The organism is Clostridium mobile (assembly GCF_018918285.1).
Lineage (GTDB): Bacteria > Bacillota > Clostridia > Clostridiales > Clostridiaceae > Clostridium_AW > Clostridium_AW mobile.
Map to the genome: position 1 here is coordinate 68,644 of NZ_JAHLQF010000003.1, position 20,671 is coordinate 89,314.

Consider the following 20,671-nt stretch of genomic DNA (forward strand, 5'->3'; position numbering starts at 1 on the left):
GAGTAAGGTGACTTGTAAGGTAAATAATGAGTCTATGAAAGAAGTACATGTTTCAGATATAACAAAGTCAATAAGAGAACTATGTATAGAAGCGAACTATAGACTACCAGCTGACGTTAAAACTAAATTAGAAGAATACACAAACAAAGAAAACTGGGGAATGGCTAAAGGCATAATGGAAAAAATATTAGTTAACGTTGATATATCCGATAAAGAAGATATGCCAGCATGTCAGGATACAGGAGTAGCATGTGTGTTTGTTGAAATGGGACAGGACGTTCATGTTGTTGGTGGAAACCTTGAAGATGCAATTAATGAAGGTGTAAGACAGGGTTACGCAGACGGATATTTAAGAAAGTCTGTTGTTGGAGATCCAATAGAAAGAGTAAATACTAAAGATAATACTCCAGCTATAATATACTATGACATAGTACCAGGAGATAAATTAAAAATAACTGTTGCTCCAAAAGGATTCGGTTCAGAAAATATGAGCCAGTTAAAAATGTTAAAACCAGCTGATGGATTACAAGGTGTTAAAGACTTCGTTTTAAAGGTTGTAAAAGATGCTGGTCCTAACCCATGTCCACCAATAGTCGTTGGAGTTGGTATAGGAGGAACTTTTGATAAGTCAGCTAATTTAGCAAAGAAAGCATTAATGAGATCATTAGATGAGAGAAATTCTAACCCATTCTATGCAGAACTAGAAGCAGAATTATTAGAAATGATAAACGCAACAGGAATAGGACCACAGGGATTCGGAGGTCTTACTACAGCATTAGCTGTAAATATTGAGACATATGCTACTCATATAGCAGGACTTCCAGTAGCTGTTAATATTAACTGTCACGTTACTAGACATAAGAGTGTAGAATTTTAGGGGGGTGCCATGTAATGGAAAAAAGAATTACTACTCCATTAACTGCTGAAAAAGTTAAAGATTTAAAAGCAGGAGATTCAGTATTACTATCAGGAGTTATATATACATCAAGAGATGCTGGTCATAAAAGATTAGTTGATTTATTGGATAAGGGAGAAGAACTTCCAGTAGATTTAAAAGATCAAATAATATATTATGTTGGACCATCACCAGCTAAGCCAGGCCAGCCAATAGGATCAGCAGGCCCAACTACAAGCTATAGAATGGATCCATATGCTCCAAGACTTCTTGATGTCGGATTAAAAGGAATGATAGGAAAAGGCTTAAGATCAAAAGAAGTTATAGATGCAATAAAGAGAAACACAGGTGTTTACTTTGCTGCAATCGGTGGAGCTGCTGCTTTAATGGGAAAATCCGTTAAGAAAGCTGAAATAGTTTGCTATGAAGATCTAGGAGCTGAAGCTTTAAGAAGATTAGAAGTTGAAGACCTACCAGTAGTTGTTGTTATAGATTCAGAAGGAAACAACTTATATGAAATTGGTCAAAAACAATATTTAGATAGTTTAAAGTAATAACTTATAGTAAATATTAATAATTGAAACTGAAGATACCTATCTTCAGTTTTCAGTTGTTGATTACGGAAAGGAAGGTTAAAGATGAAAGTTAATAAAATAGCTAAAGCTGGAACTCTAGAATCAAATGACATACTTATCATGGTAATGCCAAAAGATGAACCAGGAGTAGAGTTAGAACTTGAAAGTATCGTTATGAAACAATTTGGAGCTCAAATAAAGAAAGTATTATTAGAAAGTGCAAAAGAATTAGAACTTGATGGAGTAAAAATTCAAGCGCAGGATAAAGGAGCTCTTGACTATACTATAAAAGCAAGATTAGAAACAGCTGTTAAAAGAGCACAATAATAATGTAAGATTGAGGTGAGATTATCCATGAAAAAGTTAAGAAGAACTATGCTATTTATGCCTGGTAACAATCCAGGAATGCTTCAAAATGCACCAATACTTGGAGCAGACGCTGTAATACTAGACTTGGAGGATGCTGTTAGTTTAACAGAAAAAGATGCTGCAAGAACATTAGTTAGCGGCGCTATAAAAAATATAGACTATTCACAAGTAGAATTAGTTGTAAGAATTAATCCACTAGATACTGAATTTGGACCAACAGACTTAGAAACAATAGCTAGAGTTAAGCCTGATACAATATTAGTACCAAAAGCTACAAAAGAACAAATGCAAGAAGCAAATGAAATAATAACAAAAGTTGAAGAAGAAGAAGGATTTGAAAAAGGAAGTATAAAACTATTTGGACTTATTGAGACAGCTTATGGATTAGAAACTGTTTATGATGTTGCAACATCAACAGATAGATTAGTTGGATTACTTCTAGGTGCAGAAGATTTAACTTCTGATTTTGGAATAAAGAGAACTAAAGAGAGTGACGAAATTTACTATGCTAGATGCAGATTTGCGGCAGCTTGCAGAGCAGCTAGAATAGATGCTATAGATACACCATTTACTGATACAAATGATTATGAAGGATTAAGACTAGATACAATGAAAGCTAAGAAAATAGGATTTACAGGAAAAGCTTCCATAAATCCTAGACAGGTTGAAACTATTCACTCAGTATATAATCCAACTGAAAATGAGATTAAATATGCTATTAGAGTGCTTGAAGCGAGAGATGAAGCTTTTGCTAAAGGAATAGGAGTATTCTCTTTAGATGGAAAAATGATTGATGCTCCTGTAATCAACAGAGCTATAACAACTGTTGATTTAGCTAAAAACTTAGGACTTATTAAATAGTCAGTAATTGTAAATTAAATTTATAAAGCGAGGGATTAGGATGAAAAACATTCTTGGCAGAGAAATACCAGAAGTTATAGAAGGCTACGGTAAAGTAAAGCCATTTGAAGGCGCTTTTGCTAATTGTGGCATAGCAGAAAAAAAATCCGTTAAGGTTAAAAGTGTAATACCAGGAGATAACAAGGTATTAGCAAATATAGAAGAAGCTTTAGATAAAGTAGAATTAAAAGATGGAATGACAATTTCTTTCCATCACCATTTAAGAAATGGTGACTATGTATTAAACATGGTTATGGAAGCAATAGCTAAAAAGGGGATAAAAGATATTACAATTGCAGCAAGCTCTATATTCCCAATCCATGAACCACTTGTGGAATACATGAAAAAAGGAATAGTTACAGGTATATATGCAAACTATATGTCTGGTCCAGTAGCTGAAGCAATTTCAAAAGGAGCGTTAAAAAGACCAGCAGTTATGATGACTCATGGTGGAAGACCAAGAGCCATCGAAAGCGGAGATCTTCACATTGATGTTGCTTTTGTTGCAGCTCCAACAGCTGATACATACGGAAACTTAAATGGAACAGAAGGAAAATCCGCATGTGGTGCACTAGGATATGCAGAATCTGACGCTGAATATGCAGATAAGGTTGTAGCCATCACTGATAATTTAGTACCATATCCAGCTTCACCAATACAAATCACCCAAATTTTTGTTGACTATGTTGTAGAAGTTGATTCCATAGGGAATCCAGCTGGAATAGTTTCAGGAACAACAAGAATAACAAAAGATCCAGTAGGATTAAAGATAGCTAAAATGGCTACTGAAGTAATTGAAGCTTCAGGATTAATAAAAGACGGATTATCTTTCCAGACAGGAGCAGGTGGAACATCACTTGCTGTTGCAGCTGAATTAAAAGAAATAATGAAAGCAAAAGGTGTTGTAGGAAGCTTTGCTGCAGGTGGAGTAACTGGATACATCGTTGATATGTTTGAAGAAGGATTATTCAGAGCTATATTTGACGTACAGTGCTTTGACCTTCAGGCGGCAGAATCATTCAAAAAGAACCCTGCACATATGGCAATGTCATCTTCCATGTATGGTAACCCACACAATAAAGGAGCAGTTGTAAATAACCTTGATGTTATGATACTTGGTGCTACAGAAATAGATACCAACTTCAACGTTAACGTAACAACTGGTTCTGATGGTGTTATCATGGGTGGTTCCGGTGGACACAGTGATACAGCGGCAGGATCAAAACTTGCAATAATTGTTACTAACCTTGTGAAAGCAAGATTACCAATCATAAAGGATAGAGTAACTACAGTTACTACTCCAGGTGAAAGTATAGACGTATTAGTAACTGAAAGAGGTATAGCTGTTAACCCAAGAAGAACAGATTTAATTGAAAAATTAAAAGAAACAAATCTTCCTGTATACACAATAGAAGAATTAAAAGCTATAGCTGAAAAAATGACAGGAAAGCCAGAAGCGATAGAAGTATCAGATGAAATTGTTGCAGTAGTTGAATATAGAGATGGTACTGTAATTGACGTTGTAAAGAAAGCATTAGAATAATATAAATAAAAATATGGACTGTTTATTCATTACAGTCCATATTTTTTATTTAAATATAATGGGTTATAATAAAGTATAGTATAAAAAAGAAGGTGAATAGTATGTTTGGTGTACAAGTAAACAAAATAAATCTAAAAAATTCAGAAGAAAGATTAGAAGTTCATAACTTTTTAGAAGAGTTTGGGCTAAAGTTGGACGATGATGTAGATTACACAGTAGTAGTTAGACAAGAGGGGAAAATTAAAGCTACCTGCTCAAAGGCTAAAAATATATTTAAGTGTTTTGCAGTTTCTGACGATTTAAGAGGTGAAAATGTAACTTCTACATTGATATCTAATTTAATAGACAAACTTTTTGAAGAGGGTATTTATCATAGCTTTATATTTACAAAGCCAGATAAAGTCAAAATATTTACATCACTTAATTTTAAGGTTATATACGAAGCTGAAGATGCAATATTTTTAGAGTATGGCCTTTATGACATAAATAAAGCTTTAGATAAAATGATTAAGGAACATAATATAGATTTAAATACTTCTAAGGGAGCTTTGGTAATGAACTGTAACCCTTTCACATTAGGGCATAGATATTTAATTGAACAGGCATCTAATGCATGTGAAGAAGTACTAATATTTATAGTTGAGGAAGATAAATCATTATTCCCATTCAAAGAAAGATATAGTCTTGTAAAAGAAGGGACAAAGGATTTAAAAAATGTTAAAGTTATACCTGGCGGAGAATATATAATATCATCTGCAACCTTTCCAACATATTTTATAAGGCAAGAAGATGTAAGATTAAAAGCTTATGCAGAAATAGATGCAGGAATATTCGGAAAATACTTTGGTAGCAAACTTAATATTAAGAAAAGATTAGTTGGAGAAGAACCATATTGTAATGTGACTAATGCTTATAACCAAACATTAAAGGAAATATTACCTAAATGGGGTATGGATTTGGAAATAATAAAGCGAAAAGAATATGAAGGAAGCTTTATTAGTGCTTCAAAGGTAAGAAATTATATAAAAGAAGGTAAAATAGAAGAAGCAAAGAATATGATACCAGAAGTAACATGGAATTTTTTAAATACAGAAAGAGGAAAGGAGATTGTGGAGAAGATTAAAAAAAGTAATTCTCCCCATTGATATGAAGAAATATAAAGCTGAAGATGTGCTTATTGCCAGAGAAGAAAGAGTAGAGTTTCAACAAAAATTGATAGAAGAGTATAATTTACCTTTAATTTCATTAAGGGTAAACTATCCAGGCGCAGAAAAGGATAATTCTTTGACAAGAAATATTGCTGAGGTAATGAAAAAGGAAATAATTAATAAGTTTGTAGAACAAATTGTATATGAAAGCCATGAAATTACCGCAGAAGGTCCCGTAGTCACAATGATTATAGAAAATATTGCCGAGGAAATAAAAATCAAAACAATAGATGTAGAAGAAAATCATATACTTGGTAGATGTGTGGATATAGATGTATATGACAATCTTGGAAATGGTATAAGCAGAAAACAATTAGGATATAATGGCAGGAAATGTTTTTTATGCGGAGATAATGCTCAAAATTGTGTAAGATCAAGGAAACATAAACTTGAAGAGGTAATAAGCTTTATTAACGAGAAATATAATGAATATGTTAAAAAAATTATTTTATAGTTTGGAGAGATTATATGTTTAAATCCCACAATATACATGATATATCCTTTGATATAAGTAGCTTGGCAGCACAAGCAATGTTATATGAAGTAGCTTGCCATCCATCTCCAGGCTTAGTGTCTACTGTATCCACTGGTGCTCATAATGATATGGATCACTATACTTTTATAGAAAGTACTTGTGCATTAATAAAGTATTTAACTCTATGCACAGAAGTAGGATTTTCAAAAAGTTCCCCAGAAGAACTACTAAATGCTGCTAGAACAATTGGAATAGAAGGTGAAAAAGCTATGTTCCAAAAGACAGAAGGAGTAAACACTCATAAAGGAATGTTATTTTTAATGGGTATTTCCTGTGTAGCAGCTGGAAATGTAATTTATAATAAAAAGGATTTTAAGGAAATAAGAAATACAATAATTCATATGTGTCATGGATTAGTAGAAAAAGAACTTCTGCCGCTGAAAAGGAACTTTGAAGGAAGTATTCTAAATGAGGAAATGTTACAAGATAAAAAACTATCCTACGGTGAAAAATTATATCTTCTTCACGGAATAGAAGGGGTTAGAGGTGAAATCGAAAAAGGTGTACCTATAGTTTTCGAGTTCGCATTAGATTTTTATAAAGAAAGCATGGATTTAGATAAAAATGATAGATTAGTGAATACTTTATTAGGTATTATGCAATACTCAGAGGATTCAAACATTTTACATAGGCATTCCTTAGCTACTTTAAAAGAGATTAATGAAAAAGCTAAGAATATAATTAAAATAGGTGGAGTAAGAACAGATGAGGGAAGAGAAGCTATATACAATCTAGATAAAGATTTTATAAAAAGAAGAATAAGTCCAGGTGGAAGTGCAGACTTGTTAGCAATTACAGTGTTCTTTTATCTAGTGGAAAAATATATGAATAACTTATAAGAAATTGCGAAGTAAATTTTATTTAATTGAGATTTGAAATTAGAAATTTTCAATTATCAACTAAAAAATTGCTTGGCAATTTTTTATAGCGTGAACTAATTAATTTAATATACGTATTAAATATTAGAAAGGGAGGAGTTGCTTGTGGAAGATGATTTAAAGCTTGTGCAAGAAGTTTTAAATGGGAATACAGATAGCTTTAATATTATAGTAAACAAATATGAGTTACCTGTGTTAAAGTTTATATACAATATGGTTAAAAACAAGGAAACTGCAGAAGATATAACACAAGAAGTATTTATAACCTTATATAATAAACTTTATATGTATAAGGATGAGTATAAATTTTCTAACTGGGTTTTTCAAATAGCTAAAAATAAGTCCATTGATTACATGAGAAAATATAAAAGAGTCCATGAATCAAATATAGAAGAGGTTAAGGATATAGCTTCAAAAGAGGTAGGACCTGAAGAAACAGCTCAGTTTAAGGAAACAAAGAAAAACATAGAAGCTTTTATAAATAGCTTAGAAGAAATAGATAGACAGATAATATTATTGCGGTACTCTAGAGAAGAGATGACCTTTTTAGATATATCTCAAATACTAAATATAAGTGAATCCTCTGTAAAAAGAAGATACTATAAAGCAAGAGATAAATATAAACAACATAGTTTAAATAATGAAAAGAGGTGTAGGATATGAACTGCGAGGTAGTTAGAAAAAAGTTGTTTGATTTTCTTGAAGGCAGCGTATCCAATGACTTACATGAAGCAATAGAAAATCATTTAAATACATGTGATAGTTGCAGAAAGATATATGAAGAAGAGAAGGAACTAGATGAACTTATAAAAGCATCGTTAAATACTGAACATATAGAGTTTAAAAGTTCAAGATCAGAAATAATGAAAAGCATAGATAAAGATAGATATAGTAAAAGCCCGTGGAATAAATTACGATTTCATTTTAAAAAATATGGTAAACAGTATTTAGCATCTGCTGCCTGCTTGATATTTTTTCTAGCGATGTCCCCATTAATAAGAAATGAATTTAACAAGGCAGATAATTTAGAGAGAGCATCTGAAGATGCTAAAATAGAAAAAAGGACACTAGAGCCTGAAAATATTAGAAGTTTTGATGCTAATACAAAAAATTTATCAGAAGAAAAAGGGACTTTGCAGAAAGAAAAAAATGAATCAACAGTATTTTTTGATAAAAAAGTTCAGTTTATAAGAGAAGAAGTTAAAGATGAAAAACAAATAGAATTTAATACTCCTTGGGTGGAATCACCAAATAAAAAATTTAAAGCAACAATAGAAGGTAAGGGACCATATGCAGTAGAAGAGGGCATTGCTACAGTTGTTATTAAAGAAATGGACAGTAATAAAATTATGAGATATTCCATAATACCTGATCAAAAACAGCTTACACCAAAATATATACAATGGTTAGATGATGAAAATTTATTATTAATAATCGGATTCCCTTATGGAACTGTTACTAAGGGAGGGAATCTGTATATGCTAAATATGCAGTCTAATAACAATTATTTAGTATATGAAACAAAAGATGAAAAGAAAGAAGTAACAAGTTTAGAAAAAATAAATAGAGATGGAACATTAGATCTAAAATTAAATTTAAATGTATATGAGGATGAGGAATTTAATAAATTCCATAAGGAAACTGTAACTTTGGAAAATTTTAGAGTAATATTTGACAAATAAAGGGCTAAATGCCCTTTATTTTTTGTTATAATAAACTATATAATATCTATAATAATTTTAAGGGAGAAATATATGGATAAGAGTCAAAAAGCATATAATAAAGCACTAGAAAAATATAATAAAGGATATATTAATGATTCCATGGATCTATGTGAAAAAAGTATATCATTAAATTTAAACAATTCAGCAGCTATAAATTTAAAGGGATTGCTATACTATATAAGCGGAGATTTACAAGGGAGCAAAAGTCTTTGGAAAATGAATGTACATGTGAATAAAGATAGTGTAGCTAAAAAGTATTTGGAAGATAGCAAAAAAGATGACAAGCTGTTAAGTATATATAATACTGCAATAGTATTAATCAAAGAAATGAAAATTAATGAAGCACTTATAATGTTAAAAGAATGCAGCAACAGCCATTTTAATTACATAAATGTAAACAATTATTTAGCATTATGCTATATGAAAAAGGGAGATTATTTAAAGGCTTTAGAGCATATAAATAATGTATTAGGAACGGATAGAAATAATAAAATTGCTCTACAAAGCAAAAAGGAGATAACAAGAACTGGAGTAGTTAAAAAGGATAAAATAAAAATGATGCCATTAATTATTTTACTGGTGATTTTAGTATCCATAACATCAATAGTTTTAGTTATAAAAAATAATAGTAGTAAAATAGTTAACAATAATAAAAACAATTTAAATAAAAATAAAACAGAAGATATAGTAAAAAATAAAACAGAAGATAAAATAGAGGACAAAACAGAAACAGGAAAATCACCTAAAGAGGAAATAAAAGAAGAGATAATTAAAGAAAAACCTGTTGAAAAATTCCCATATGAAGAATTAAAAAGTTATATTGATAATAAAAATTACGATAAGGTATACGAAATAATAAAAAAATGGGACAAAAAGGAATTAGGTATAAATGAAAAATCAATCTTTGGAAAAGGAAAGGAGTTATTGCTTACAGAAGGAAGGGAAGCTTTTTATACAACGGGGTATAGCTATTACGAAAAGATGGAGTATGATAATGCTAAAGATTATCTAATGATGGCATATGAGTATGGAGCAGATACTTGGTACTATTCCCATTCCATATATATTCTAGCATTATGCTATGAACAGATTGGAAATATTAAGGAAGCAATTAAATATTATACAATATATGATGAAAGTTTTGATAAGGGTGAATATAAAGAAATCGTATTGTATAATTTATGTCTTTTGTATAAAAATATAGATATAGATAAGTCAAAGCATTATGCAAATAGAGTAATTGAAGAGTATCCTAACACAATTTATAACAATTCAAAAGTTCAAGATATAATAAATAATAATTATTAAAAAGTATTGACTTTATAATAATTATAATATAAAATTAAAATAACACATACCCATGAGGGGTATAAAATGGAGGTAAATAGAATGGCAAGAGAAATAAAAGATAATGTATTTAAACAGGAAGTGTTAAATTCTGATAAAACAGTTGTAGTTGATTTTTGGGCTGCTTGGTGTGGTCCATGTAGAATGCTAGCTCCAGTAATTGATGAGCTTTCAGAAGAATTAAAAGGAAAAGCTGAATTTGTAAAAGTTAATGTTGATGAAAATCCAGTTACATCTAATCAATTTAGAGTAGCAAGTATTCCAACTTTATTGGTATTCAAAAACGGAAAAGTAGTAGAAACATTAGTTGGGTTTAGACCAAAGCAAGCATTAAAAATGGCTATTGAAAAACACGTTTAAAATTATTAATTAAAATAAGTTAACACCCTTAGTGTTAACTTATTTCCTTATTGTAAAAGGAGTGAAATATATGAATGAAAGATATGATATTGCAATAGTTGGAACTGGTCCAGCGGGACTTTCAGCAGCTATAAACGGAAAGATAAGAAATAAGAATGTAATTTTGTTCGGAAATAAGCAATTAAGTAATAAATTAGTTAAGGCACCAAAGATAAATAATTATTTAGGATATCCAAATGTAACTGGGGAAGAACTAAAGGAAGCATTTGTCAATCACATTGAAGATATGGAAATAGATATAGTTCAGGAGAGAATAAATGCTATCTATGCTATGGGAGACTTTTTTTCTTTAATGGTAAATGATAAGGCCTATGAAGCAAAAACTGTAATAATAGCTACTGGAATGGAATTTACTAAACCGCTTAAAGGGGAAGAAGAATTTTTAGGAAGAGGAGTAGGCTATTGTGCAACCTGTGATGCGCCATTGTATAAAGGTAAAAAAGTGACTATAGTTGGATATAATAAAGAAGCGGAAGAAGAAGCAAATTTTGTAAGTGAGTTGGCTTCTAAACTATATTATATACCAATGTACAAAGGGAATTATAACTTGAATACAAATGTAGAAATTATAAAAGATAGACCATTAGAAATAATTGGTGGTTCAATGGTGAATAAGATACGTTTAAATAAAGTGGAATTAGATACAGATGGTGTATTTATATTGAAGGATAGCATATCTCCAGGTCAATTAGTTCCTGGATTAGAATTAGAAAATGAGCATATTAAAGTAGACAGAAATATGATTACAAACATAGAAGGATGCTTTGCAGCAGGAGATTGTACAGGTAAACCATATCAATATTTAAAAGCTGCTGGTGAAGGCCAAGTAGCAGCTTTAAATGCTGTAGCTTATATTGATTCCAAAAAATAAATGAAAAATTTTAAAATAAATAGGTCTCCTATATTATTAGGAGACCTATTTAGCAATAAAGAAAACATGATTACCAATGGATTTCACATTATCTTTTTCTACATTTTTCATCCATGTAGAAGTTGCAATTTTAGGATTATAGAAAAACAATGAATTATTCGTAGGGTCTTTTCCGCTTAGAGCGTCGATTACTGCTCTATAGCAATGCTCATTAGGTTCAGCCTTGATCTCTCCGTTTATAACACAGGAGAATGCCCTAGGTTGCTTTATTACTCCTTCAATGGATTTTGGGAAAGCTGGATTTTTAAGTCTATTTAAAATTACAGATGCTACAGCAACTTTACCTTCATAAGGTTCGCCAACGCTTTCTGCGTGAACTACTTTAGCCATTAAATGAATATCGTTATCTGTAACATGAAGTTGTTTATTATCATAACTTAACACTTGAACTGTTCTTCCTTGTTCTCTAAATAAATCTTTTTCTTCCTGGGCTAAATCATATGCGTTAACCTTAGAAGGAAATAGTAAGATTAATGCAATAAAGAAAACAATAAGGTTTTTTTTGTACATTAATTAAATCCTCTCCTTTTACCTACGGGGTTAGCTGACGGGTTCGGCAAAGGTTAGCCTACGTATTAAACGATTCACCCCAAAACTTGGTTCCCCCGCGTTTATAATAACTTAGGTTAACCATATTGTTCCCTGTAATAGTGAAAAAATACATATTTTTATTATTTCTCATTTTCTTTTTTAAAATCTAAATAAATTTTAATAAAATCATTATAATTTGAATTCATAAGCTTGTAATTCAGATTGGATTCCGTATATAGATAGTTCGAATTCGCCACCGTTATAGAGGAATCATTTTTTATGGCTTCTAATTCTTTATTTATAGCATACTCAAAGCTTTTTAAATATGAACTATAATAATCTAAAATTTTTGAGAATAATTTATAACATTCCACCCCTTGGTTAGGAACAGATATCTTAGAGAAATTACTTTTAACTTCCTCAAATTCACTTGTTACATAATCTAAAGTGTTTATAACTTCATCATAGGTAAGCTTGTTATCGTCAATATCATCTCTATAGGATAAAAAGTCTATTTTTATTTCTATAAAAGAGCTTAAAATACCATCAAGGTTATCAATAAAATCTTTATAGTGACTATGATGAATTTCCTTATCTTTATTTTCTCTAATTAATCCTTCTATATGATAAATTGAAAGGTCTATATATTTTAATGATTTTTCCTCTAAAGGATAATATTTTAGACATTCTTTTTTGTATTTCTTTACATTCTCAAAAGATTTATCTATATCCTTACCCTTTGGATTATTAAAAATTGATAGTAACTGTTCATATATATGTATATTATTATTAACTCCTTTAATAATATCATTCTTCAATTTTATTTCCTTATCTGAAGGAGTTAGAGAAGTTAAATTATTTTTTACTATAACTAATTCAGAAATTATTTTCGGTAATTCTTCTTTGGATTTATCGATATTAATGTTATCTTCTTTTATTAAAGAATTAGTACTACTATTTATTTCATTAATTTTTTTAGTGTGATATTTTAAAGATTGCTTATTATCTATGTAATTTTTGCGTATAAAAAAATATGTACATAATAATATGACTGTGACAATAGGAATTATAAAGAATATTTTCTTTTTCATAAAAAGATACCCCCTTTTAAATTGCTCTATTCTTTACTTATATATATTAATATTTTATAAAATTAGTCTAAAAATCTTATAAAAACTTTATAAGATAGTGTATAATTGTAAATATGAAATGACCATAATTTCTTTAGGGAGGTGAGTTTATGGACATTATTAAAATTGCCATTAACTCAGTAAAAAATATAAATATTTTCTCAGTATTAGATATACTAGCGGTTTCATATATTTTCTACAAGTGCTATAGCCTTATAAAAGAAACTAGGGCAATGCAACTTTTAAAAGGAATTATTTATATTGTTATTTTTATACCTATAAGTAAATTATTAAATTTAGATACCCTGTATTGGATTCTAAGCAATACATTAACTATAGGGGTTCTTTCCTTTATTATCATATTTCAGCCTGAGATACGAAGAGCACTTGAGCATATAGGAAGAAGCGCTTTTAATGATAGACATATATTAGAAGATGAAGAAACTATGGAAGAAGTTATTAATGAAATAATATATGCAGTTGATAATTTATCCAAATCTAAAACTGGAGCTCTCATAGTAATTGAAAGATTGACAGGTTTAGGTGAAACTATAAATACGGGAGTGAAAATAGACGGAATAGTTTCAGCCTCCCTATTGGAAAATATATTTGTAGTTAATACACCCCTTCATGATGGAGCAACTATAATAAGAAATGATAGAATAGTATCTGCTGGATGTTTTCTACCACTAACCAGCAATAATGAGTTAAATAAATCTATTGGTACGAGACATAGAGCTGCTATCGGACTATCTGAAAACTCAGATTCCATTGTAATAATAGTATCTGAAGAGACAGGAACTATATCTCTAGCCTTTAATGGAAAGCTTACGAGGAATTATGATAAAAGTAGATTGAAATTGGTTTTAACTAAAATAATTCAAAAGAATCAAGAAAAAAAGTTAAATTTTAGAGAGAAGGTGGTAGCATGGATGAAAAGAACAGAAAGCAACAGGCAATAGTAAAAATTTGTTGTGTAATTGCTGCCTTCGGATTGTGGTTATATATCACTAGTGTAATGAATCCGATAAAGACCTACAGAAAAAATATTCCTGTTACAATCGTAAATGAAGAGGCATTGGAACAGTCTAAATTATCTTTACTACCAGACCAAAAACCATATGTATCATTGACCTTAAAAGGAAGTATGAATGATATATACTCAGTTACTGAGGAGCAATTTAAAGTGGTGGTAGATTTAAATGCGTATGTTCTAAGAAAAGGAGAAAATAATATACCTGTTCAAATTCAAAGAAGTCCTGAGAATGTGAACATAATGAATAGTGATAATCTCTGGGTAACAATATCATTAGATGATTTAATTGAAAAAACAGTACCTTTAAAGGTTAATGCATTTGGAAATGTAAATGAAGGATATTATCCGCTTGAAGCAACATCAAGCACAAAAGAGGTAACGGTAAAGGGAGCGGCTAAATTTGTTAATTCTGTGGATAGAGGAGAAGTGAAATGTGATTTAAGCAATGCCTATAAAAATGTATCCATGGTAGTTCCTATAGAGGCATTAGATAAAAACGGCAATAAAATAGACTATATAAATATAAAGCCTGTAGCAGCAGAAGTTAAAGTTCCAATAAAAAAGGTTAAGAATGTAGCTGTAAATGTAAAAACCTCTGGACAGCTAGGGGAAGATAAATTATTAGATAAAATAACTGTAAAACCTGAGAGGGTTGATATAACTGGAGATGAAAATGTATTGAAAACCATTGATTCTTTAGATACAGAAAATATTGACTTAACAAGTATAACAGGAGATGAAGTGGTTACTAAACTAGTTCTGCCTAAGGGAGTAGAGTTAGTAAACAAAGATACAGTAATAAAAGTAAAGATATATTCAAACATTATAATAGATAAAGAAGTATCCTTGGCTATTAAAACCATGAACTTAGAAAGTAATCATACCATGGAAATGGATAAGGATAAGGTGACTATTGTAATATCAGGATTGCATGATGTTATAAGCAATGTGAAACCTGAAGACATTGAATGTTATGTAGATTTACAATCCTTAAAGGAAGGGCAACACAATCTACCAGTTAAAGTAAATTTGCCTACTGGTATAAATGTAGAGTCTATTAATCCAAATAGTATAAATGTTACTATAAAAAATACACAAGAACAACAAACTAATACTGAGGCGGAGGAACAAAATGCCAATTAGAATAAATAATATAATATTAGATATAGAAGAAGATATGCTTAATTTAAAAGAAAAGGTATGTAAAAAGCTTAAGATATCTTCAGAAAAAATAAAAGATATCAAGATACTTAAGGAATCAATAGATGCAAGAAGAAAAGACAATATTAAATTTAACTATGCTGTAGAAGTCTTCTGTGACAATGAAAAGAAAATAGTTTCTAAAGTAAGAGATAAGGATGTAAAGCTTGAAGAAATAAATTATAATGATGAGTTTAAGTTTGGTGATAGAAAATTTCAATATAGTCCAGTAATTGTAGGTATGGGGCCGGCAGGATTATTTGCAGGCCTCATATTAGCACAAAAAGGATATAAACCAATAATAATAGAAAGAGGAGAAAAGGTAGAGGATAGAAGCAAGAGTGTAGAGAGCTTTTGGCAGAATGGTAATTTTAATAAGGAATCTAATGTGCAGTTTGGAGAAGGTGGAGCAGGAACTTTTTCCGATGGCAAACTTACTACTAGAATAAAGGATACTAGGTGTGACTTTATTTTAGAAGAATTTATTAAGGGTGGAGCACCAAAAGAAATAATGTATATGGGTAAACCTCATATAGGCACAGACATACTTAAAGATGTGGTTAAAAATATTAGAAATGAGATTATATCTTTAGGTGGAGAAGTACATTTTAACAGCAGGCTTGAAGATATAAATATAAGAGATGGGAAATTACAATCTATAATTGTTAGTGGAAATGAAATACCTTGTGAAGCTTTAGTGTTAGCTATAGGTCATAGTTCAAGAGATACCTATGAAATGCTATATAAAAAGAACGTATTTATGGAGCCTAAACCATTTGCCATTGGAGTAAGAGCGGAACATTTACAAAGTTTAATTGATGAAAGTCAATATGGTAAGTATGCAGGGCATCCAAAACTAAGAGCAGCAGATTATAGATTAGCATGTAGTAGCAAGGATAATAGAGGAGTATATAGTTTTTGCATGTGTCCTGGAGGTTATGTAGTAGCTGCAGCATCTGAAGAAAATATGATAGTTACTAATGGTATGAGTTATCATAATAGGGATGGAAAAAATGCCAATGCAGCTATAGTAGTATCTGTAACTCCAGAGGATTTTGAAAGTAATAGCCCTCTTTCCGGAATGGAATTTCAAAGACATTATGAAAAGTTAGCCTTCCAACTAGGAGGGAAAAATTATTTTGCCCCAGTACAGCTTTTAGGTGATTTCTTTGAAAATAAAGCTAGCAATAAAATAGGTGATATAGAACCTACATATGCACCAGGCTATTCTTTAAAGGACTTAAATAATTGCTTACCTAAGTTTGTTTCAGATTCTTTAAAAGAAGGATTTTTGGAATTCGACAAAAAAATAAAGGGTTTTGGTGACAACAATGTAGTTTTAACTGGCATAGAGACAAGAACGTCAGCTCCTTTAAGAATTGTTAGAAACGAAAAACTTGAAAGCATATCTGTAAAGGGACTATTTCCAACAGGAGAAGGGGCAGGATATGCAGGTGGAATAATGTCAGCGGCAGTAGATGGGGTAAGAGTAGCTGAAGCTATAATGAAAGAATGGTGCCCGTTAATTTAATTTTCTGAAAAAATGTCTTTTCATAGAAATTTCTGTTAGAATATAATAGATAGGATATATTCATTTTTATTAGTTAAAAATTTGACAAATGCCTATATTAAATTTTTAAGAAGAGGTGTTTATAGTGTTAAAAAGTTTTGATGAAATACTAGAAAGAGTAAAAAGTCAAAAGACGAAAAAAGTAGCTGTAGCGGTGGCACAGGATAAGCCCGTGCTTGAAGCTATAAGAGATGCAAAGGATAAGGGCCTTGCTGATGCGGTACTTGTAGGAGATAAAGATGAAATAGAAGCCATAGGAAAAGAAATAGGCATGGATTTAACAAAGTTTGAGATAATCCATGAAAGCGATATGAAAAAAGCTGCATTAAAAGCAGTTGAACTTGTATCAACAGGAAAAGCTGATATGGTTATGAAGGGGTTAGTTGATACGGCTAACTTCTTAAGAGCTGTTTTAAATAAAGAAGTTGGGTTAAGAACAGGTAAATTAATGTCTCATGTTGCTGTATTCGAAACAGAAAAGTTTGATAGATTACTGTTCTTAACAGACGTTGCATTTAATATGTATCCTGAACTTAAAGAGAAGGTTGATATTATAGGTAATGCAGCATCAGTTGCTCATGCTATGGGAATAGAAAAACCAAAAGTTGCAGCAGTATGTGCTGTTGAAGTGGTTAATCCAAGCATGCCTGAAACAATAGACGCATCAATTTTAGCAAAGATGAGTGATAGAGGACAGATAAAAGGATGCGTTGTTGATGGACCATTTGCATTGGACAACGCATTATCAGAAGAAGCTGCTCAACATAAAAAAGTTGGTGGAGAAGTAGCGGGAAAAGCTGATATATTATTGCTTCCAAATATTCAAGCTGGTAACATAATGTATAAAACTTTAACTTATACAACAGATTCTAAAAATGGTTGTTTATTAGTAGGAACAGCAGCACCTGTTGTATTAACATCTAGAAACGATAGTCATGAAACAAAAATGTATTCAATCGCATTAGCAGCTTTAGTAGCTGAAAATATGCAAAAAAATAAATAGTACTAAGGTGGAGGAAGATTTATGTCTTATAAATTATTAATAATAAATCCAGGTTCAACTTCAACTAAAATAGGCGTTTTTGAGGATGAAAATTTACTTTTAGAAGAAACTTTGAGACATTCCTCAGAGGAAATAGGAAAATACGCTAATGTATATGACCAATTTCAATTTAGAAAAGAAGTAATATTAAATATATTAAAGGAAAAAAACTTTGATATAAATACACTAGATGCTATAGTAGGTAGAGGCGGTTTATTAAAACCACTTGAAGGTGGTACATATGATGTAAATGAAGCTATGCTTGAAGATTTAAAAACAAGTGTAAGAGGAGAACATGCTTCAAACCTTGGAGGAATAATAGCAAATGAAATAGGAAAATCATTAAATATACCAGCATTCATAGTAGATCCTATTGTTGTAGATGAGTTAGAAGAAGTGGCTAGAATTTCTGGTATGCCAGAAGTAGAAAGAAAAAGTATATTCCATGCATTAAATCAAAAAGCTGTAGCAAGAAGATATGCAAAAGAAAATGGAAAAGCCTATGAAGATGTAAGGTTGATAGTGACTCACATGGGTGGAGGAGCTTCAGTAGGGGCACATAAAGGTGGAAGAATAGTAGATGTTAACAATGCTTTAGACGGAGAAGGACCATTCTCACCAGAAAGATCTGGAGGAGTTCCAATTGGAGATTTAGTAAGACTTTGCTATTCAGGAAAATACACTCTTGAAGAAATAATGAAGAAGATCAATGGAAAAGGTGGAGTTGTTGCATATTTAGGAACTAACGACTTTAGAGATGTTGAAGAAAAAGCATTAGCAGGAGATGAAAAATACAAATTAATACTTGATGCTTTCATATATCAAATAGCTAAAGAAATAGGAAAATGTGCAGCAGTGTTAGAAGGAAAAATAGATGCAATAATATTAACAGGTGGAATAGCATATAGCAAATATGTAACATCTGAAATAGAAAGAAAAGTTTCCTTCGCAGGTCCTGTTGTTAAATATCCAGGAGAAGATGAACTATTAGCATTAGTTCAAGGTGGATTGAGAGTGTTAAAGGGAGAAGAAAAAGCTAAGGAATATAAATAAAATATAAGTGAAATATTGCGGAGTGATTTTTAAAGTTACTCCGCATTCTTTATTTTATTAACATTTTGAGAACACTAATATTTACATGTTTCCTTGAGGTTGTTAGTATTAAAGAATTATATTATAATATTTTTATGACTTGTTGAAAAAATAACATGACATAGAAAAGATATTAATTTGAAGGAAAAATTTAAATATGTAAAAAGAGAGGTATTTATCTATGGGTAGAATGTTTGGTACAGATGGAGTAAGAGGCATAGCTAATAAGGAATTGACAGCTAGTCTTGCATATAACCTTGGTAAAGCGGGTGCTTATGTACTAACTAATGGAACACATAAACCTAAAATATTAGTGGGAATGGACACGAGAGTTTCTGGTCATATGTTAGAAAGTGCATTAGTGGCAGGGATACTTTCTGTAGGTGCAGAAGCAGTATGCTTAGGGGTAGTTCCAACACCAGCAATAGCACATTTAACAAGAAAATATGGAGCAGATGCTGGAGTAGTTATATCAGCTTCTCATAATCCAGTAGAATATAATGGAATAAAGTTTTTTGATGGACAAGGCTATAAGCTTTCTGATGAATTAGAAGATAAAATACAAATGTTAATAGAAAGTAATTTTGAAGGAGTACCATGTCCGATAGGAGAAGGTATAGGAAGAAGAATAATTGAAGAAGGAACAGCTTTAAAAGATTATATAAACTACGCAGTATCAACTGTAGATACAGATTTAAAAGGTATGAAAATTGCCTTGGATTGTGCTAATGGAGCGGCATACAAAGCTGCAGTTGAAGGTTTTAAAGAATTAGGGGCAGAGATCTATCCTATAAACAATAAACCTAATGGAATAAATATAAATAAAAAGTGTGGATCCACCCATCCAGAGGATTTAATGAAATTCGTAGTAGATAATGGATGTGATTTAGGACTAGCTTTCGATGGAGATGCGGATAGATGTTTAGCTGTTGATGAAAAAGGTAATCTAGTAAACGGAGACTTCATAATGGCTATTTGTGGCAAACATATGAAAGAACAAGGTAAGCTAGATAGAAATACTGTAGTTGTTACTGTTATGAGCAATATGGGACTATTTATTGCTATGGATAAAGAAGAAATAGACCTTGTAAAGACAAAGGTTGGAGATAGATATGTTTTAGAAGAGATGTTAAAAGAAGGATATAAAATTGGAGGAGAGCAATCAGGACATATTATATTCTTAGAACACAACACTACAGGAGATGGATTGGTAACTGCTCTTCAACTTTCAGCAATAGTTAAGAAAAGTGGGGAAAAATTATCAGAATTAACCTCAATAATGAGAGAGCTACCACAAGTTTTAGTAAATGCTAAAATTCCAAATGACAAAAAGAAAATATATATAGAAGATAAAGAAATAGCAGAAGAAATAGAAAAAATAGAAGAAAAAATGAATGGCAAGGGAAGAGTATTAATAAGACCTTCAGGTACTGAACCTCTAGTTAGAGTTATGCTTGAGGGAGAAGACCAAGAAGAAATAGATGTAATAGCCCACAATTTGGCAAAATTAATAGAAGAAAAGGCAGCTATTCCATTAAAATAATGGAATAGCCTTTGGCTACTTCTAAAATTTGTTATTGACCAAATTGACTATATAAAAATATAATATATAAGTGACTTACTTTAAAAGTTTTTAGGAGGTGATATGGGAGAACAGTATTAATAATAAAGCGCCAGAACTTAAGTGATATAACTGGGAAATAGTAAGTTCGACTAGCTAAATCAAAGATTTAGAGTGTATAAAG

At 30.9% G+C, this 20,671-nt stretch carries 21 protein-coding genes and 1 riboswitch; of the genes, 19 read left to right on the plus strand and 2 right to left on the minus strand.

Annotated elements, in window-relative coordinates:
• Positions 1-34 precede the first annotated feature (34 nt).
• From KQI86_RS12095 to KQI86_RS12155, 13 genes are all read left to right on the plus strand, one after another.
• Entirely contained in the window at positions 35-877 is an 843-nt protein-coding gene (locus KQI86_RS12095) for a fumarate hydratase (protein WP_216439647.1), read from the plus strand.
• Positions 878-891: 14 nt separating this feature from the next.
• Positions 892-1,449: a Fe-S-containing hydro-lyase gene (locus KQI86_RS12100; protein ID WP_216439648.1), complete on the plus strand. Its 558-nt coding sequence runs from the start codon at positions 892-894 to the stop codon at positions 1,447-1,449.
• 84 nt (positions 1,450-1,533) lie between these two features.
• Entirely contained in the window at positions 1,534-1,797 is a 264-nt protein-coding gene (gene citD, locus KQI86_RS12105; RefSeq protein ID WP_216439649.1) for a citrate lyase acyl carrier protein, read from the plus strand.
• Between the two features lie 27 nt (positions 1,798-1,824).
• Positions 1,825-2,700: an HpcH/HpaI aldolase/citrate lyase family protein gene (locus tag KQI86_RS12110; protein WP_216439650.1), complete on the plus strand. Its 876-nt coding sequence runs from the start codon at positions 1,825-1,827 to the stop codon at positions 2,698-2,700.
• 40 nt (positions 2,701-2,740) lie between these two features.
• On the plus strand, positions 2,741-4,282 hold the full coding sequence (citF, locus tag KQI86_RS12115) for a citrate lyase subunit alpha (protein ID WP_216439651.1): 1,542 nt from the start codon (positions 2,741-2,743) through the stop codon (positions 4,280-4,282).
• 101 nt (positions 4,283-4,383) lie between these two features.
• Entirely contained in the window at positions 4,384-5,427 is a 1,044-nt protein-coding gene (gene citC / locus KQI86_RS12120) for a [citrate (pro-3S)-lyase] ligase (RefSeq protein WP_216439652.1), read from the plus strand.
• 1 nt (position 5,428) lies between these two features.
• On the plus strand, positions 5,429-5,944 hold the full coding sequence (citX, locus tag KQI86_RS12125; protein ID WP_216439653.1) for a citrate lyase holo-[acyl-carrier protein] synthase: 516 nt from the start codon (positions 5,429-5,431) through the stop codon (positions 5,942-5,944).
• Between the two features lie 14 nt (positions 5,945-5,958).
• Positions 5,959-6,864: a triphosphoribosyl-dephospho-CoA synthase CitG gene (citG, locus tag KQI86_RS12130; RefSeq protein ID WP_216439654.1), complete on the plus strand. Its 906-nt coding sequence runs from the start codon at positions 5,959-5,961 to the stop codon at positions 6,862-6,864.
• A gap of 144 nt (positions 6,865-7,008) precedes the next feature.
• Entirely contained in the window at positions 7,009-7,566 is a 558-nt protein-coding gene (locus tag KQI86_RS12135; RefSeq protein WP_216439655.1) for an RNA polymerase sigma factor, read from the plus strand.
• A complete protein-coding gene (locus tag KQI86_RS12140; RefSeq protein WP_216439656.1) occupies positions 7,563-8,585 on the plus strand; it encodes a DUF4652 domain-containing protein in 1,023 nt (340 codons plus the stop codon). Before KQI86_RS12135 ends, KQI86_RS12140 begins: the two co-directional genes overlap by 4 nt.
• Before the next feature lie 72 nt (positions 8,586-8,657).
• Positions 8,658-9,935, plus strand: a complete 1,278-nt coding sequence (locus KQI86_RS12145) for a tetratricopeptide repeat protein (RefSeq protein WP_216439657.1) — start codon at positions 8,658-8,660, stop codon at positions 9,933-9,935.
• Positions 9,936-10,001: 66 nt separating this feature from the next.
• Positions 10,002-10,334, plus strand: a complete 333-nt coding sequence (gene trxA / locus KQI86_RS12150; RefSeq protein WP_425514375.1) for a thioredoxin — start codon at positions 10,002-10,004, stop codon at positions 10,332-10,334.
• Between the two features lie 70 nt (positions 10,335-10,404).
• Entirely contained in the window at positions 10,405-11,265 is an 861-nt protein-coding gene (locus KQI86_RS12155) for an NAD(P)/FAD-dependent oxidoreductase (protein ID WP_216439659.1), read from the plus strand.
• 45 nt (positions 11,266-11,310) lie between these two features.
• Here the strand turns inward: KQI86_RS12155 and KQI86_RS12160 are convergent, their stop codons facing one another.
• Positions 11,311-11,835, minus strand: coding sequence for a cell wall hydrolase (locus KQI86_RS12160; RefSeq protein WP_216439660.1), 525 nt, complete (start codon positions 11,833-11,835; stop codon positions 11,311-11,313).
• Between the two features lie 5 nt (positions 11,836-11,840).
• A riboswitch (cyclic di-AMP (ydaO/yuaA leader) is annotated at positions 11,841-11,963 on the minus strand.
• Positions 11,964-11,996: 33 nt separating this feature from the next.
• Positions 11,997-12,947, minus strand: a complete 951-nt coding sequence (locus KQI86_RS12165) for a hypothetical protein (protein ID WP_216439661.1) — start codon at positions 12,945-12,947, stop codon at positions 11,997-11,999.
• A 149-nt stretch (positions 12,948-13,096) separates the two neighbouring features.
• On the opposite strand from KQI86_RS12165, the gene cdaA reads away from it, so the two are divergent.
• From cdaA to glmM, 6 genes are all read left to right on the plus strand, one after another.
• Positions 13,097-13,948: a diadenylate cyclase CdaA gene (cdaA, locus tag KQI86_RS12170; protein ID WP_216439662.1), complete on the plus strand. Its 852-nt coding sequence runs from the start codon at positions 13,097-13,099 to the stop codon at positions 13,946-13,948.
• On the plus strand, positions 13,915-15,165 hold the full coding sequence (locus tag KQI86_RS12175) for a CdaR family protein (protein ID WP_216439663.1): 1,251 nt from the start codon (positions 13,915-13,917) through the stop codon (positions 15,163-15,165). Before cdaA ends, KQI86_RS12175 begins: the two co-directional genes overlap by 34 nt.
• Positions 15,155-16,753 carry an NAD(P)/FAD-dependent oxidoreductase gene (locus tag KQI86_RS12180; RefSeq protein ID WP_216439664.1) on the plus strand — a complete coding sequence of 533 codons (1,599 nt, stop codon included), beginning with the start codon at positions 15,155-15,157 and terminating at the stop codon, positions 16,751-16,753. Before KQI86_RS12175 ends, KQI86_RS12180 begins: the two co-directional genes overlap by 11 nt.
• A 124-nt stretch (positions 16,754-16,877) precedes the next feature.
• Positions 16,878-17,795: a phosphate butyryltransferase gene (ptb, locus tag KQI86_RS12185; protein ID WP_216439665.1), complete on the plus strand. Its 918-nt coding sequence runs from the start codon at positions 16,878-16,880 to the stop codon at positions 17,793-17,795.
• 21 nt (positions 17,796-17,816) lie between these two features.
• A complete protein-coding gene (buk, locus tag KQI86_RS12190; protein ID WP_216439666.1) occupies positions 17,817-18,887 on the plus strand; it encodes a butyrate kinase in 1,071 nt (356 codons plus the stop codon).
• A gap of 220 nt (positions 18,888-19,107) precedes the next feature.
• Positions 19,108-20,469 carry a phosphoglucosamine mutase gene (gene glmM / locus KQI86_RS12195; protein WP_216439667.1) on the plus strand — a complete coding sequence of 454 codons (1,362 nt, stop codon included), beginning with the start codon at positions 19,108-19,110 and terminating at the stop codon, positions 20,467-20,469.
• Positions 20,470-20,671: the final 202 nt, after the last annotated feature.